The organism is Pseudomonas sp. PS01303 (assembly GCF_029959385.1).
GTDB classification, from domain to species: Bacteria; Pseudomonadota; Gammaproteobacteria; order Pseudomonadales; family Pseudomonadaceae; genus Aquipseudomonas; species Aquipseudomonas rustica.
This window is the reverse complement of record NZ_JASCPK010000147.1, coordinates 1-15,054: the sequence shown is the minus strand read 5'-3', so window position 1 is coordinate 15,054 and position 15,054 is coordinate 1. Positions and strand designations below refer to the sequence as shown.

General features: G+C 59.5%; 13 protein-coding genes. 7 read left to right on the top strand and 6 right to left on the bottom strand.

From position 1 onward, the window contains the following. Positions 1 to 137 precede the first annotated feature (137 nt). On the top strand, positions 138 to 917 hold the full coding sequence (locus tag QMX93_RS25855) for a TSUP family transporter (RefSeq protein WP_053120291.1): 780 nt from the start codon (positions 138 to 140) through the stop codon (positions 915 to 917). Here QMX93_RS25855 and nudC read toward each other — a convergent pair. From nudC to QMX93_RS25840, 3 genes are all read right to left on the bottom strand, one after another. Then, positions 885 to 1,715, bottom strand: coding sequence for an NAD(+) diphosphatase (nudC, locus tag QMX93_RS25850; protein ID WP_159815813.1), 831 nt, complete (start codon positions 1,713 to 1,715; stop codon positions 885 to 887). The two genes, QMX93_RS25855 and nudC, sit on opposite strands and share 33 nt — an antisense overlap. A gap of 6 nt (positions 1,716 to 1,721) precedes the next feature. Next, positions 1,722 to 2,534, bottom strand: coding sequence for a crotonase/enoyl-CoA hydratase family protein (locus QMX93_RS25845; protein ID WP_282358409.1), 813 nt, complete (start codon positions 2,532 to 2,534; stop codon positions 1,722 to 1,724). 183 nt (positions 2,535 to 2,717) lie between these two features. Further along, entirely contained in the window at positions 2,718 to 3,488 is a 771-nt protein-coding gene (locus QMX93_RS25840) for a class I SAM-dependent methyltransferase (RefSeq protein ID WP_282358408.1), read from the bottom strand. Between the two features lie 159 nt (positions 3,489 to 3,647). On the opposite strand from QMX93_RS25840, the gene QMX93_RS25835 reads away from it, so the two are divergent. From QMX93_RS25835 to QMX93_RS25825, 3 genes are all read left to right on the top strand, one after another. Next, positions 3,648 to 4,181, top strand: a complete 534-nt coding sequence (locus QMX93_RS25835) for a tetratricopeptide repeat protein (protein ID WP_159815816.1) — start codon at positions 3,648 to 3,650, stop codon at positions 4,179 to 4,181. Positions 4,182 to 4,253: 72 nt separating this feature from the next. Further along, a complete protein-coding gene (locus QMX93_RS25830) occupies positions 4,254 to 4,730 on the top strand; it encodes a sigma-70 family RNA polymerase sigma factor (RefSeq protein WP_256218852.1) in 477 nt (158 codons plus the stop codon). Beyond that, the gene (locus QMX93_RS25825; protein WP_282358407.1) at positions 4,727 to 5,482 is read left to right on the top strand and encodes a transcriptional regulator; all 756 of its coding nucleotides are present in this window, start codon (positions 4,727 to 4,729) and stop codon (positions 5,480 to 5,482) included. The genes QMX93_RS25830 and QMX93_RS25825 overlap by 4 nt, the downstream gene beginning before the upstream one ends. Here QMX93_RS25825 and QMX93_RS25820 read toward each other — a convergent pair. The 3 genes from QMX93_RS25820 to QMX93_RS25810 form a co-directional block, all read right to left on the bottom strand. Beyond that, positions 5,466 to 7,613, bottom strand: coding sequence for a hypothetical protein (locus QMX93_RS25820; RefSeq protein WP_282358406.1), 2,148 nt, complete (start codon positions 7,611 to 7,613; stop codon positions 5,466 to 5,468). The genes QMX93_RS25825 and QMX93_RS25820 overlap by 17 nt on opposite strands. A 257-nt stretch (positions 7,614 to 7,870) precedes the next feature. Next, complete coding sequence (locus QMX93_RS25815) at positions 7,871 to 9,172, bottom strand: ATP-binding protein (protein ID WP_282358405.1); 1,302 nt, start codon at positions 9,170 to 9,172, stop codon at positions 7,871 to 7,873. A 4-nt stretch (positions 9,173 to 9,176) separates the two neighbouring features. Beyond that, entirely contained in the window at positions 9,177 to 9,878 is a 702-nt protein-coding gene (locus QMX93_RS25810) for a response regulator transcription factor (protein WP_053120306.1), read from the bottom strand. 275 nt (positions 9,879 to 10,153) lie between these two features. On the opposite strand from QMX93_RS25810, the gene QMX93_RS25805 reads away from it, so the two are divergent. The 3 genes from QMX93_RS25805 (at position 10,154) to QMX93_RS25795 (ending at position 14,982) form a co-directional block, all read left to right on the top strand. After that, entirely contained in the window at positions 10,154 to 11,311 is a 1,158-nt protein-coding gene (locus QMX93_RS25805; protein ID WP_282358404.1) for an efflux RND transporter periplasmic adaptor subunit, read from the top strand. Between the two features lie 15 nt (positions 11,312 to 11,326). Continuing rightward, on the top strand, positions 11,327 to 14,428 hold the full coding sequence (locus QMX93_RS25800; protein WP_282358403.1) for an efflux RND transporter permease subunit: 3,102 nt from the start codon (positions 11,327 to 11,329) through the stop codon (positions 14,426 to 14,428). A 134-nt stretch (positions 14,429 to 14,562) separates the two neighbouring features. Then, positions 14,563 to 14,982 (top strand): hypothetical protein, encoded by a 420-nt coding sequence (locus tag QMX93_RS25795; protein ID WP_282358402.1) that lies wholly within the window; start codon positions 14,563 to 14,565, stop codon positions 14,980 to 14,982. Positions 14,983 to 15,054 lie beyond the last annotated feature (72 nt).

Genomic DNA, 15,054 nt, shown 5'->3' with positions numbered 1-15,054 from the left:
CATTTGAAATGCATTCCCCTGTAGGAGTGAGCCTGCTCGCGATTGGGTCTTACGGGTCGCCGCAACAGTTGGATACAGGTAACATAACCGCCCTCCCCGCAGCTCCCGTTCTGCGCCCTGCCGAATAAGCCGATTCCATGCCTTTCGAACTCAGCGTTGACCTCACCACCCTGGCGATTCTCGCCCTTGTCGCTTTCGTTGCCGGTTTCATCGACGCCATCGCCGGCGGTGGCGGTCTGTTGACCACACCCGCGTTGCTCACCGCTGGCCTGCCGCCGCACCTGGTGTTGGGCACCAACAAACTCAGCTCAACATTCGGCTCGGCGACCGCCAGTTTCACCTTCTACCGCCGCAAGTTGTTCCATCCAAGGCAATGGGTTCACGCCATTGTCGGCACACTGGTCGGCGCATTGACCGGTGCCGTCGTCGCCCATTACCTGCCGGCTGAATGGCTGAACAAGATGCTCCCGGTGATCGTCTTCGCTTGCGGCCTGTACCTATTGTTCGGCGGCACGCCAAAAGCACCGCTGGACAGCGACGCGCCGATCAAAAAGAAATGGCAATCGACCCAAGGCTTCAGCCTCGGTTTCTACGACGGTGTCGCCGGCCCCGGTACCGGCGCGTTCTGGACGGTGAGCAGCCTGCTGCTGTACCCCATCGATTTGGTCAAGGCCAGCGGCGTGGCGCGCAGCATGAACTTCGTCAGCAACATTGCGGCGCTGTCGGTGTTCGTGTTTTCCGGGCAGGTGGACTGGATCATCGGCCTGAGCATGGGCCTGTCGGTGATGGTCGGCGCGTTCTTTGGCGCGCGCACCGCGATCAGCGGCGGCGCCAAATTCATTCGCCCGGTGTTCATTACCGTGGTGCTGGGTTTGACCGTGCGCCTAGCCTGGCAGCACTGGTTCAGCGTGGCCTAAGCGCCGCGCCACGTAGACGTCGATCAGGTAACGGGCAATCGACTTGGACGCTGGCAACGGCGGCAGGTCGTGCACGTTGAACCACTGGGCGTCCTCGATCTCGTCTTCCTGACAGACAATCTCGCCACCGGCGTATTCGGCATGGAAGCCGAGCATCATCGAATGCGGGAACGGCCAGCACTGGCTGCCCAGATACTCGATGTTCTTCACCTCGATCTGCACTTCTTCGCGCACTTCCCGAATCAGGCATTCCTCCGCCGACTCGCCCGGCTCGGCAAACCCGGCCAGCGTGCTGTAAACCCCGGTGACGAAACGCGGTGAGCGGGCCAGCAGAATCTCGTCACCGCGAGTGATCAGCACAATCATGCTCGGCGAAATACGCGGATAACTGCGCAGGTCGCACGGCTGGCAATACATCGCCCGCTCGCGCGGCACCTGCGTCATTGCCTGTCCGCAGTTTCCGCAGAATCGATGCTCGCGCGCCCAAGTGCCAATCTGCGCGGCGTAACCCAGCACTTTGTAGATTGTGTGATCGCCCTCGAGCATGAACGCCCGCAGACCTTTCCAGATGCACCCCGGCACCTCGCTGGCGCTGCGCAACTCCAACAGATACACCGGCTCGCCGTCGAGATGGCCAATGCCGTGCTCGGTGAGGACTGACAAGTCCTGACGCTTGAGCCATTCCCGGGGGAACAGCGCGCCGTTGTCATCGAACAGAAAGCCTTCCGGGCTGCGCGCCACGGCCCAGCCGCCCGGTTGATCGGTGTCGAGTACTGCAGTGGTCCAGCGAGCTGTCATGGTTTCTCAGTCCAGGAATTCGGGTTTCTGTTTGCTCATATGGGCGGCCATGGCCACGCGCAAGTCGGTGGACTGCAGCATGGCGGCATTCCAGGTGGCAACGTATTCGAGGCCGTCGTCGATGCGATGGTCGCGCATGTAGCTGATCATTTCCTTGGTGCCGGTGACCGCAATCGGCGACTTCGAGGCGATTTCGCGAGCGATGTCGAGCACGCCTTCGAGCAGCGTGTCTTTGTCGCTGTAGACGCGATTGACCAGGCCAATGCTGCGCGCCTCTTCTGCGCCGAAGGTGCGACCGGTGTAGGCCAGCTCACGCAGCATGCCGTCACCGATGATCCGTGGCAACCGTTGCAAAGTGCCAACATCGGCGGCCATGCCGATATCGATTTCCTTGATTGAGAACTGCGCGTCTTCGGCGGCGTAACGCATGTCGCAGGCAGCGATCAGGTCGATCGCACCGCCCAGGCAGTAACCCTGAATCGCCGCGAGCACCGGTTTGCGGCAGTTGTCGACGGCGTTGAACGAGGCTTGCAGGGTGAGGATTTTGCGCCGCAGCAGGCGCGCGTTGCGGCCGACGTCCTTGCCCAGTTCATTGGCGACGCCGGCGAGCATCATCAAATCGATGCCCGAGGAGAAATGTTTACCGTTGCCGCTGAGCACCACCACGCGCACTTCGTCGGTGTCGTCGATCCACTGGAAGATCTCGACGATCTCACTCCAGAACGCCGCGTTCATCGAGTTGATCTTTTCCGGGCGATTGATCTGCACATGGGCGATGTTGTCGGCCAGTTCGACGCTGAAGGCGGAGTATTGAGTCATGGCAGTGATCCTTTACCGGGCAGAAAATGAGGCCCGAACTATAACAAGGCATCACGGTGGCGGTTCGGACAAATGCGGGACTGACTTGAAGAGATGTACTGCGACCCTCCACCCCGCAGGCTGCGATCTTTTGCTGTTGTTTTTAAAAAGACAGGATCAAAAGATCGCAGCCTGCGGCAGCTCCTACGGGGACTTGCGTGTCACGAAGGCTGCGGTTTCGTAGGGAACCGTCACCACATCCCGGCCCCGCAGCTCCGGCTCAGACTGGATCAAAGCGCGAATCTGCTCATCCACCCTCGCCCGCTGCGCCTCTGGCAGCGAGGCAATAAAACTGGTCGAACGCACCCGGTTGAACAGCACATCCTCCGCCGACCCGGTATGCCCATTGTGAAACTGCTGCACCTGCAACGGCCCAAACGCCGGATGCGGAAATGCTTTGCGCCATTCACTGGTGTAGTAACGCGGCGTATCGCCCTCCAGTGCGTTAACGATGGCGTCCAGTTTCGGCACCCAACTGACCCGCGTATCACGCAGGTTCCAGATCAGTCCCAGCCGGCCGCCGGGTTTGAGCACCCGAGCGATTTCCGTCAGCGCCTCTTTACTGGCGAACCAGTGAAAGGCCTGCGCACAGACCACCACATCCACCGAAGCATCCGGCAAGGGCAAATCGGTCGCGGTGCCGTGTACAGCCAGCACCTGCGGCCAGGCATCGGCGAGTTTTTCCAGCATCTGCGCCACCGGTTCAACGGCAATCACCTGCGCGCCCGTCGCTAGCAACCGGCCAGTGAACTTGCCGGTACCGGCGCCCAGATCGATCACGGTTTGGTGATTATCCAGCCCCAACGTTGCGCTCAGCCAGTCGCTGACTTGTGGCGGGTAATCCGGGCGTCCTTTGACGTAGGTGTCGGCAGCGGTTTTGTAGCCGCCAGTGGCGTGATGGAGCTGATCGTTCATGGCAGTCCCCTATATGGCAGAGCTTCGGATCAACGGCAGACGCTCACGAGCATAGCGCCGGAATTTGTGCCTCACTTGAACAGTCACTGACAAAGCAATGAATAAAATTTCACGCTGTGGTGTTCAAAGTGAAACATAACCCCCTGTGGAGCCTTGCCCATGACTATCCGTTCCGTTATGTTCGCCGCCCCGTTGCTGCTGGTCGCCGCGATGTCCAGCCATTTGGCCTTCGCCAACGGTGATGAAGACGAGCCGGTGAAGAAGCCCGAATGCCCGAAAGGCCAGGTCTGGGACAGCAAATCGCAGAAATGCGTGCTGCAAACCAGCAGCCTGTTGCCGGACGCGGATCGCACCGACTACGCCTATCGACTGGCCAAGGACGGGCGCTACGAAGAAGCCCTGGCACTGCTCGACACACTGCAACAACCGAACACCGCCAAAGCCCTCAATTATCGCGGTTACGCCACGCGCAAATTGGGGCGCACCGACGAAGGCATCGGCTATTACCTGCAATCGGTGAAACTCGATCCGCAGTACGCGCAAGTGCGCGAATACCTCGGCGAAGCCTATGTGATCAAAGGCCGCGTCGACCTGGCGCAAGAACAGTTGCAGCAGATCAAATCGATTTGCGGCACGTCCTGCGAGGAATATCAGGATCTGGCGCAAGCCATCAACGACTCATCGAAAACCTGACCTATCACAGCGGAGGCCATCATCGTCAGCGATCAGGCATTCAGAGCGGAACTCGGACAGCATCTGGCGCGATTGTGGCGCTACGGTTTGCTGCTGTCGCGCAATCGGCATGTCGCCGAGGATCTGGTGCAGGCGACGTGTGTGCGGGCATTGGAGCGTTCTGCTCAATACGCGGCGGGCACGCGCATGGATCGCTGGCTGTTGAGCATTCTGCATTCGATCTGGCTGAATGAAGTGCGCGCCCGCCGGGTACGCAACGGCGCCGGCCAGGTCGATGCCGACGGTCAACTGGCGTTTGATGGCGAGTACGCGGCGCAGACGCACGTGATGGCTGCGCAAGTGATTCGCCGCGTAGATGCGTTGCCCGAAACCCAGCGCGAAACCGTGTATCTGGCCTACGTCGAAGGCTTGTCTTACCGCGAAGTCGCCGAGATCCTGCAAGTGCCGATTGGCACGGTGATGAGCCGCCTCGCCACCGCGCGGCTGAAACTCGCCGAATATCCGCCGCTGCAAGCCGTACCGAAAGCCACCGAAGGAGATCGCCCATGAACACGCCTTCGGATGAGCAACTTGTAGCCTATCTGGACGATGAGCTCGACGCGGACTACCGGCGCCAACTCGACGACGCCATCGCTGATGACCCGCTGCTAAATCTGCGCGTGCAATGGCTCGCCCGCAGCAACCTGCCGTACAAAAACGCCTACGACGAACTCGCACAACAAGCACCGACGGAGCGTTTGCAGGCGCGGCTTGATGCGATCGCGTCGCCAGAACGTCCGGGAATAAGTCGACGCTGGTTCATCGGCGCGGCGGCGGCAGCGCTTGTCGGCGCAGGCGTACTGGCTGACCGCGTGGTGCTCGGTTGGCAAGCGAAACAATCGCACAACTGGCGTGAACTGGTCAGTGACTACATGGCGCTGTACGTGCCGCAAACGCTCGCGCACCTGCCCACCGACGACGCTGCGCAACGGGCGCAACTGCAGACCGTAGACAAGCGCTTGGGGCTGAATCTTTCAACGGCAAAACTGAAGCTGCCCGGCGCCGAATTCAGGCGCGCGCAAGTCCTCGAATACGACGGCGTGCCGATCGCGCAGATCGTCTATCTTGACGCCAAATACGGGCCGCTGGCGCTGTGTGTGACGCGATCGAACAGCGGCAGTCGGCCAATCGCCCAGGAACACCGGCACAACATGAACGTCGTCTATTGGACCGAACGCGAACATGCCTGGATGCTCATCGGTTACAACCCCCCCTCCGAGCTGGCAGGGATGGCCAAGTCACTGATCAGTACTCGACTCTAACGTTGTCGAGGCTGAACCAGTCTCCGGTCGGACACGTAATCTTGACGAACTTGATTCCCGCTGCGGCGAACGAAACCCCTACCGGAGTGCTGTATGAAGCCCCGAGGAATTGGCTGCCGAGCAGCGCTCCGTCAGCGGCGAAATATTCCGCATAGCTGTCACCGAAGTTGACACTCACATGATAGAAGCTGATTTTTGAACAGGCCTTCTTCAATTCCAGTTCTACGACGACCGGTTTCGGATTAAACGCATCGCGACCAATGCTCAGCACTTGGCCTTCGATCTGGCCGGGGAATGATTCGCCGATGTCGGAACGCTGCATGATTGCGCATTCGCCGTCGCCCGACTGGAAGGTGAATTTGAGGTTCGACGTTTCCATGACGCCTCCCTGTTTCACCGCTTGTGGGCTGGCGCTGGTGAAGTCCTCCAGCAGCGTGGCGGGAGAGTCGAAGACTTTGTAGTCGATGGTCTTGTACGTCACGGCCGCACTCTCGTCATTGCTTCCGTCGAAAGTCACCTTCAACTCCAGCGTGACCGCACTGCCCGGTTTGAATCTCTCAAGCTCTGCGCGGGGCAACGTATTGTCCAGACCTACAAGCACTTCGGGCGCCGTCACAGGTGCTCCGTTGGCAATCAGGATTTCGTACGGCGAACCGCTGCGATCAATGCCGATCAGGCGAAACCAGCGTAATTGGCCGGCCGCCATCGCTGCCCACGGCTTACAGACCGCCTGAGCGGGGCCGATGAAGGCCCCCATGTCCAGCGTGTCACCCAAGGCTTGGGCGATGCGAGGTACTGGCAGCGGCCAGTGGCCGTGCGCGATTGGCTGCACGATGACGTCAGCGGCGACTGATGGTTGTGAACCTCCAGCGCGCAACAATTCCCAGTAAAGCTTGACGGTTCTACCGTGATTGGCAGCCAGTACTGCGGGCTTGAGCAAAAAGTTGGCACGCTTGTTTTTATTGAAGCCGATGGGTGCAAATACCGGAGAACCCAGCAGCGGCCTTCCCTCGACCACCAAGCGTGCCTGATCTCCGTCCTGTGCATCCGGGTAGTCCACGCGCGCAGTAACGCCGTCCGGAAATGCCAGCGGTTCAATTTCGCTGCCGGCGCCGACCAGCGTTGGCGGTTTCAGTTCAGAGGCCGCTGAACCCGTAATGGTGATTGTCAGCGTTTCTGAACGATCCAGCGAGACACCGCCGCTCACCCGTGTGTAGTGAAAAATGGCTTTGCCGCCTGCCGCCGCAGCGAAGTGCGCATAGGGCACAGGAATCGCATACATGAACGGCGTGTTCTTGATTGTCTCGATCAGGGTCAAGGCTTCTTCGTCGCCACTGGCAGGGCGGAATGTGCAGCGCAAGTGGATTGCATCGTCCTTCAACCAACTGCGCGGCACATAAATCTGCGCAGTGGCCGGATTGCCGTCCAGCTTGCTCAAATCAATTGTGTCCGGGTCATCCTCGGCATCGTTCGGGTCTTCACTGACAATCGGTGGGTCGTACCAATTGCCCTTTAGACTCACATAGATGTGTTGCACCGCTGAATCGGGATTGTTGGTGTCCGGGCCGTTCCCGGCACAGTCGTACACGGTGTAACTCAGCGGGAAGTCCGGATGATCGCCCGCAGCAATGAACGTCGCTTCATCGATGGTCATTGCCACTGGCAGGCCGCTGTCGGCCTCCGCCTGATTCACTACGTGCTTCAAAACCACGCCGTTGCAATCGAGCAGGATCGTATCGAACGGCCTCATCAGCGGATAAAAAACACTTACGTTGACGCCATCGCGCGCACGGTCGGCGTTCACCCCTTCATCGCGGATTGACTGCGCGATCTCCAGCGCCAGCTCCGAGTGCCCCTCGTTACCCGGATCGAAATCCACACCGCCTGGGCGCTTGCTGTGGAACCAAAGCAGTAACGGATGGGAGGTTGCGTGCTCGACCCCGGCGCGCTCAAAGCCGTACTCAAGCGTGTTTACCCCGTCCTTCCACTGCTTCGCAGGCACAAACAAAGTCGCTGGCTGGCTCTCCTCTCCTGCTGCAATAACTTTTTTATCAACCACCGCACCGTTCAGACGCAACAGCAGCGAATCATTTGCCACTGTGCTCAACGATGGCTCGATGAATACTTTCACGCCTTCGGGATTGAGCTGAGTCAGCGCAAGTTGTACGGCGCCATCGACCGGTTGCGGTGCGGTCACCGGTTCTTTCATTCCGGGAACAATAGGCTTGTCGAGAGTTGGCGCGGCCATCGGCTTCAGTCCTTTGCGAGGAGACGGGATTGATCAGGGCAGTAACCTGTCCCTTTCATCAAATCCCCTAACACCAAAGGCCGCAACTGTCAGATCTGACAGGGGTGTTTAAACAACCAGCGGTCAACCGCCGACAAAAATCACTTGAATGAAGGCAACCAAAGTCGAAAGCGAGCGCCGCCCAACGGCGAAGCCTCTACCGTCAGAGAACCGCCCTGCGCTTCCAGTGCCCGACGACTGATTGCCAGTCCGAGACCAAATCCGCCCGTAGCGCGATCACGACTGCGGTCAAGGCGATAGAACGGCTCGAAAATCCGCTCACGCTCGTCATCGGGAATCCCGATACCGTCATCGTCGACCCAGATTTCGCAACCTTCATCCTTGACCTGCACGCCAATCTGAATGCGTTTCTCGCAATAACGCATGGCGTTGCGCAGCAGGTTCTGGATCGCCCTGGCAGTCAGGCGCGGATCCAGCGAAAAACGCTCAAGCTGCCCGTGCAACAACACGTCGATGACGATTTCCGGCGATTCCAGTTCCTCATCGACACTGCCCAAAATACTGTCGATAAACTCATCCAGCGAGACTTCGACCTGTTCCGGCAACTGCGCCGGGTTCTGCAAGCGGCTGTAGGAGAGCAACTCCAGCACCAGTTCATCGAGTTCACGAATGTGCGCGACCAGCCCTTGCAGACGTTCGCGGCTGGCGGCCGGCAAATCATCGGACAAGGCCAACGCAAGGCCGAAATCCAGACGCGTCAACGGTGTGCGCAGTTCGTGGGACACCGCGTTGAGCAGGTCACGTTGCTGATTGAGCAGGTTCTCTATGTCGCCGGCCATGGTGTCGAAAACATTGGCCAGACTGCCGATGTTCGAGCTGCGGGCGATCTTCGTACGTTCGCTCAAATGGCCCTTGCCGAAACGTTCGGCGGTGCCCTTGAGGCGCTCGAGATCGCGCCAGTGCGGGCGCAACCAGAGCAACAGGCATGCGAGCAACGACGCACCGATCAGCACGTTGATGCTCCAGTACAACAAGTTGACGTCCATCGGATCCGGCGGCACCACCATTTGCACCGCAACGTCGTCATTGAGCGGCGCCACCGCCAGCGTGCGCCAGCCCCAATCACCGATGCGCACGACGTTTTCACCACGGCGCAGGCGTTCCTGCTCGATGGCAGTGAAGTCGGCGCTGTCGATACGGGCGAGGACGATGTGCAGCGGCTGAAAGTCTTTGTCCATCGACTGCGCCAGCGCCGGCCACTGATCTTGCGGTACGGCGCGGAACTGCTTGGTGATCAACGATTGCAGACCACGGGAATAATCGAGGTTGTAGGTGACAAAGCGTTCGCGGAACGCCATCACCACCAGATCCGGCACCAGATAAATCGCCGCGCTGTACGAGATGATCGTCACCAGATACAGGCGAAACAGGATGCGAATCATCAGCTCAACATTCCCATTCCGAACGGCTGAACAGGTAACCCTTGCCCCACACGGTTTTGATCTTGCGCGCCTCGCCGGCGTGGTCATCAAACTTGCGACGCAACTTGGAAATCGCCACGTCCACCGAACGATCGGTGCCGTTGAATTCGATGCCGCGCAGGCGTTGCAGAATCTGGTCGCGACTCAACACTTCACCGGCATGCCGGGCCAGCACCACCAACAGGTTGTATTCGCCGCTCGACAACTCCACCGGTTGATCGCGCCAGGTCACGGTGCGCTCGGACAGGTCGATGCACAGATTGCCCATGAGGATGCGGTCGTTGGCGGTCACCGGTTCGCCGAGGCTGCTGCGCCGTAACAACGTACGGACGCGGGCGAGCAAGACGCGCGGCTCGCACGGTTTAGTGACGTAATCGTCGGCGCCCATTTCCAGACCGAGCACTTGATCGTGGCTGTCATCGCGCGCGGTGAGCATCAGGATCGGCAGCGTCGCCGAGTCGGCGCGCAGCAGGCGACAGACCTGTAAGCCATCAAGGCCCGGCAGCATCAGGTCGAGAATCACCAGATCCGGCGGATTTATCCGCGCCCGTTCACGCACGTGATCGCCACGGCCAATGACGCTGACGCTGTAGCCGTTGCGTTCGAGGTAGCTGGAAATCAGTTCGGCGAGGGCGGTGTCGTCTTCGACCAGGAGGATGTTGGGCATGGGTGTTCCAGATATTGCTGGGGTGGATGTCAGGCCCTCTTCGCGAGCAGGCTCGCTCCCACATGGAAGTTGTGGCGTTCACAAAACCAATGTGGGAGCGAGCCTGCTCGCGAAAGCGATCTAACCGTCACAAAAAAATTCAAGGGCTAAAGGATATACGCCCTCACCCGTCCCTGAGTAAAACCCTTACACAATTTCACACAGCGCCTACAAAGCTTCACCGCTACTCTCGGCGACTGTCCGTAGGATGCGGGCATCAATATTGGGGGTAGTACATGTCGAACAAACTGCTGGCCGGGCTCGGCCTGATCGCATTGGCGCTGACGCTGAGCGCGTGTGATTCATCTTCGAACGCCGAAGAACAGGCGCCGCCGGCCACGGTGCGCATCGAAACCCTTGAAGCCCGCCCGCTAACGCTGAGCAGCGAACTCAGTGGCCGCATCGCCGCGCCGCGTATCGCCGAGGTGCGCGCACGGGTGGCTGGCGTGGTGCTGGAGCGCACCTTCCGCGAAGGCAGCGACGTCAAAAAAGGTCAGGTGCTGTTCCGCATCGACCCGGCGCCGTTCAAGGCTGACCTCGACAGCGCCGAAGCCGCGCTGCGCAAGGCCGAGGCCAATGCGTTTCAGGCCAAGTTGCAGGAACAGCGTTATGCGCAGCTGATCGGCGACAAGGCCATCAGTGCTCAGGATTACGACAACGCCCGAGCCACCGCTCGCCAAACCGCCGCGGACGTCGCGGCCAACAAGGCTGCCGTGGAACGAGCGAAGCTGAGTCTGGGTTACGCCACTGTCACTGCGCCGATCTCCGGTCGTATTGGTCGGGCGCTGGTGACGGAAGGCGCACTGGTCGGGCAGAACGAAACTACGCCATTGGCGCTGATTCAGCAGCTCAACCCGATTCACGCCGACGTCACTCAGTCGACCCGTGAACTCAATGAACTGCGCCGTGCGTTTCGCTCCGGGCAATTGCAGCAGGTCGGTCAGGATCAGGTTAAAGCCACGCTGATTCAGGACGACGGCAGTCTTTATCCGCTGCCGGGCAAATTGCTGTTTGCCGACATCACCGTCGACCCGGGCACTGGCCAGATCATCCTGCGCAGCGAATTCCCTAACCCGGATCTCGATTTGCTGCCGGGCAGTTTTGTCCGCGTGCGTCTGGAGCAGGCAACCATTGCCAATGGCCTGACCGTGCCGCAACGCGCCGTGCAACGTGACAGCGCCGGTATCGCTCAGGTGCTGACGGTCGACGAGCAAATGCGCGTCGCCCTGCAACCGGTACAACTGGGCGCAGTGCAGAACGATCGCTGGATCGTCACCGGCGGCCTCAAGCCCGGCGACCGCATTGTCATCGAAGGCCTGCAACACGCCCGTCCCGGCGAGAAAGTGCAGATCGACGACACCCCTCTTCCACTTGCCCAGACCTCTGGTCAGTAAGCAGGACGCTTTTATATGCCGCAGTTCTTTATCGACCGCCCGGTGTTTGCCTGGGTGGTCGCGTTGTTCATCCTCTTGGCCGGCGCGCTGGCCATCCCGCAATTACCGGTGGCGCAGTACCCCGACGTCGCGCCGCCACAGATCGAAATCTATGCCGTGTACCCCGGCGCCTCAGCGCAGACCGTCGATGAAAGCGTGGTCAGCCTGATCGAAGAAGAACTCAACGGTGCCGATCACCTGTTGTACTTCGAATCGCAAAGCAGCCTCGGCAGCGCGACGATCAAAGCCACGTTCCAGCCGGGGACTAATCCCGAGCTGGCACAGGTTGACGTGCAGAATCGCTTGAAAGTGGTCGAGTCGCGTCTGCCACAAGCGGTGAATCAGCAAGGCTTGCAGGTGGAGAAGGTTTCTTCTGGCTTCCTGCTGTTGATCACCCTGACGTCCAGCGACGGCAAGCTCGATGACGTAGCGCTCAGCGATTACCTCGCGCGCAACGTGATGAACGAGATCAAGCGTCTGGACGGCGTCGGCAAGGCGCAGCTGTACGGCGCCGAACGCGCCATGCGCATTTGGGTCGACCCGCAAAAACTGATCGGCTTCAACCTGACCCCGGCCGACGTTAATGCCGCGATCACTGCTCAGAATGCACAGGTGTCTGCCGGTAGCATTGGTGATTTGCCGAACCCGTCGAGCCAGGAAATCACCGCGACCATTCTGGTCAAAGGCCAATTGTCGACGCCGGAAGAATTCGCCGACATCGTGCTCAAGGCCAATCCGGACGGTTCCACCGTGCGCATCGGTGATGTGGCGCGGGTCGAGATCGGCAGTCAGGAATACCAGTTCGGCACGCGTTTGAACGGCAAGCCATCCACCGCCGTCGGCGTGCAGTTGTCGCCGGGCGCCAATGCACTCGCCACTGCGACACTGGTGCGGGCGAAAATGGATGAGCTGTCACGCTACTTCCCGGCCGGCGTGGAATACAAGATCCCCTACGACACGTCGCCATTCGTGAAAGTCTCGATCACCAAAGTGGTTTACACCTTGGGCGAGGCGATGCTGCTGGTGTTTGCGGTGATGTTCCTGTTTCTGCAAAACATCCGCTACACGCTGATCCCGACGCTGGTGGTGCCGGTCGCTCTGATGGGCACCTTCGCGACCATGTTGGCGCTAGGCTTTTCGATCAACGTACTGACCATGTTCGGCATGGTGCTGGCCATCGGCATTTTGGTCGACGACGCCATTGTGGTGGTGGAGAACGTCGAGCGGATCATGGCCACCGAGGGTTTATCGCCCAAGGAGGCCACGCGCAAAGCGATGACGCAGATCACCGGCGCGATCATCGGTATTACGCTGGTGCTGGTGGCTGTGTTTATTCCGATGGCCTTTATGCAGGGCTCGGTCGGGGTGATTTACCAGCAGTTCTCGCTGTCGATGGCGACCTCGATTCTGTTCTCGGCGTTCCTTGCCCTGACCCTGACCCCGGCGCTGTGCGCGACCTTGCTCAAGCCGATTGCCAAGGGCGAGCATCACGAGAAAAGCGGATTTTTCGGCTGGTTCAACCGCCGCTTCGAGCAACTGACCGAGCGTTATCAGGGCTGGGTCGGCTATGCGCTCAAGCGTACCGGTCGTTATCTGCTGATTTACGTGGTGCTGCTGGTGGGTCTGGGCCTGTGCTTTATGCGCCTGCCCTCTTCGTTCCTGCCGGTTGAGGATCAGGGTTACACCATTACTGACATCCAGTTGCCGCCGGGCGCGACCAAAAACCGTACGGTGCAAGTGGCCGAGCAGTTCGAGGCGCACAACGCCGGCGAGCCCGGGATCAGCGACAGCGTGGTGATTCTCGGCTTCAGTTTCTCCGGTAGCGGGCAGAACGCCGCGTTGGCGTTCAGCACACTCAAGGACTGGTCTGAACGTGGCAACGATGACTCGGCCAGTTCGATTGCTGACCGCGCCAACGCCGCCCTTAGCCAGATCAAGGATGCGATGGCGTTTGCCGTGTTGCCGCCGCCAATCGATGGCCTGGGCACCTCTAGCGGCTTCGAATTCCGCCTGCAGGATCGCGGCGGTCTCGGCCACGCCACGTTGATGCAGGCGCGGACAGAGTTGCTCGCCGCAGCGGAAAAAAGCCCGGTGTTGATGAACGTGCGCGAAAGCGCATTGGCCGAGGCTCCGCAAGTGCAGCTTGAAGTCGACCGTAAACAGGCGAATGCCTTGGGTGTGTCGTTTGCGGATATCGGCAACGTGCTGTCCACGGCTGTCGGTTCCTCGTACATCAATGACTTCCCCAATCAGGGGCGTATGCAGCGTGTGGTGGTACAGGCTGAAGGTGATCAACGCAGTCAGGTTGATGATCTGCTGAAAATGCACGTGCGCAACAACGCCGGAAAAATGGTGCCGTTGTCGGCATTCGTCCAGGCCAAATGGATTCAGGGCCCGGCGCAGTTGACGCGTTACAACGGTTATCCGGCGATTGCGATTTCCGGCGAACCGACACCGGGGCACAGCACCGGTGAGGCCATGGCTGAGATTGAGCGTCTGGTCGCGCAAGGGCCGAAAGGTCTGGGTCAGGAGTGGACGGGGCTGTCGTTGCAGGAACGTTTGTCCGGCAGTCAGGCGCCGATACTGCTCGGGTTGTCGCTGCTGATTGTGTTCCTGTGTCTGGCGGCGCTTTACGAGAGCTGGTCGATTCCGACTTCGGTGTTGCTCGTAGTGCCGCTCGGCGTGCTCGGCGCGGTACTGGCGGTGACGCTGCGCGGCATGCCCAACGATGTGTTCTTCAAGGTCGGGCTGATCACCATTATTGGTCTGTCGGCGAAGAACGCGATCCTGATCATCGAGTTCGCCAAGAGCCTGTATGACGAAGGCCATGACCTGATCGACGCGACGTTGCAGGCGGCACGCCTACGTCTGCGACCGATTGTGATGACGTCGCTAGCGTTCATTCTTGGCGTTGTGCCGTTGGCAATCGCGACTGGCGCCAGTTCGGCGAGTCAGCAGGCGATTGGTACCGGGGTGATTGGCGGGATGATTACGGCGACGTTGGCGGTGATTTTCGTGCCGGTGTTTTTTGTTGTGGTGATGAAGTTGGTCAAACGACCGCACTCCAGCAAAAAATAAGTTTCCGCCCGCGAGGTTATAACCGATTCAAAGGCAAATCTACTGTCAAGTCTGACAGTAGATTTGCCTGCTCTGGCGGGAGAATCTGAAGAGGATTCGACCAACCATTCAGTGTTCTGCAAAGGGAAGCTGCCATGAGCAACGGGAAAAACGATAAAAAAGTGACGGGGAAACTTAAGGCTGAAATCAAGACCTCAAGCCGGTCATACGCATTCAACTCCCAAGATGTCACCATTAATCAGAGTGGAGGCACGTTTTACTACCAGGCCTTTCACTTCTTCTGGGATCCGAGCGATCTTGTCCAGGTCAATATTTCGTTCCCCGAGACGACCAAAGCCGGTAAGTATCTGCTGAATGGCAAATCAGGCATTTACATGTCTTTCGCAACGTCGTCTGAAAATAGCTTGGGCCCTTATAAAGCCGTCAGTGGCGAGATCGATATCAAGGAGGATCCAACCGCGAGCACATTGAAAGCAGTTTTCGAATTCAAGGGTGTTACCCCCGAAGGTAAGGAAGCCACCATCGACAAAGGCGATGTATCGATTGGCGCGTGATTAATGCAGGAGCTGCCGCAGGCTGCGATCTTTTGATCTTTAGAACCAGGATCAAAAGATCGCAGCCTGCGG

What these genes read in the sequence shown, in the direction of transcription:
- QMX93_RS25855 (WP_053120291.1), top strand. Translation starts at nt 138, where the DNA reads ATGCCTTTCGAACTCAGCGTTGACCTCACCACCCTGGCGATTCTCGCC.
- nudC (WP_159815813.1), bottom strand. Translation starts at nt 1,715, where the DNA reads ATGACAGCTCGCTGGACCACTGCAGTACTCGACACCGATCAACCGGGC.
- QMX93_RS25845 (WP_282358409.1), bottom strand. Translation starts at nt 2,534, where the DNA reads ATGACTCAATACTCCGCCTTCAGCGTCGAACTGGCCGACAACATCGCC.
- QMX93_RS25840 (WP_282358408.1), bottom strand. Translation starts at nt 3,488, where the DNA reads ATGAACGATCAGCTCCATCACGCCACTGGCGGCTACAAAACCGCTGCC.
- QMX93_RS25835 (WP_159815816.1), top strand. Translation starts at nt 3,648, where the DNA reads ATGACTATCCGTTCCGTTATGTTCGCCGCCCCGTTGCTGCTGGTCGCC.
- QMX93_RS25825 (WP_282358407.1), top strand. Translation starts at nt 4,727, where the DNA reads ATGAACACGCCTTCGGATGAGCAACTTGTAGCCTATCTGGACGATGAG.
- QMX93_RS25815 (WP_282358405.1), bottom strand. Translation starts at nt 9,172, where the DNA reads ATGATTCGCATCCTGTTTCGCCTGTATCTGGTGACGATCATCTCGTAC.
- QMX93_RS25810 (WP_053120306.1), bottom strand. Translation starts at nt 9,878, where the DNA reads ATGCCCAACATCCTCCTGGTCGAAGACGACACCGCCCTCGCCGAACTG.
- QMX93_RS25805 (WP_282358404.1), top strand. Translation starts at nt 10,154, where the DNA reads ATGTCGAACAAACTGCTGGCCGGGCTCGGCCTGATCGCATTGGCGCTG.
- QMX93_RS25800 (WP_282358403.1), top strand. Translation starts at nt 11,327, where the DNA reads ATGCCGCAGTTCTTTATCGACCGCCCGGTGTTTGCCTGGGTGGTCGCG.
- QMX93_RS25795 (WP_282358402.1), top strand. Translation starts at nt 14,563, where the DNA reads ATGAGCAACGGGAAAAACGATAAAAAAGTGACGGGGAAACTTAAGGCT.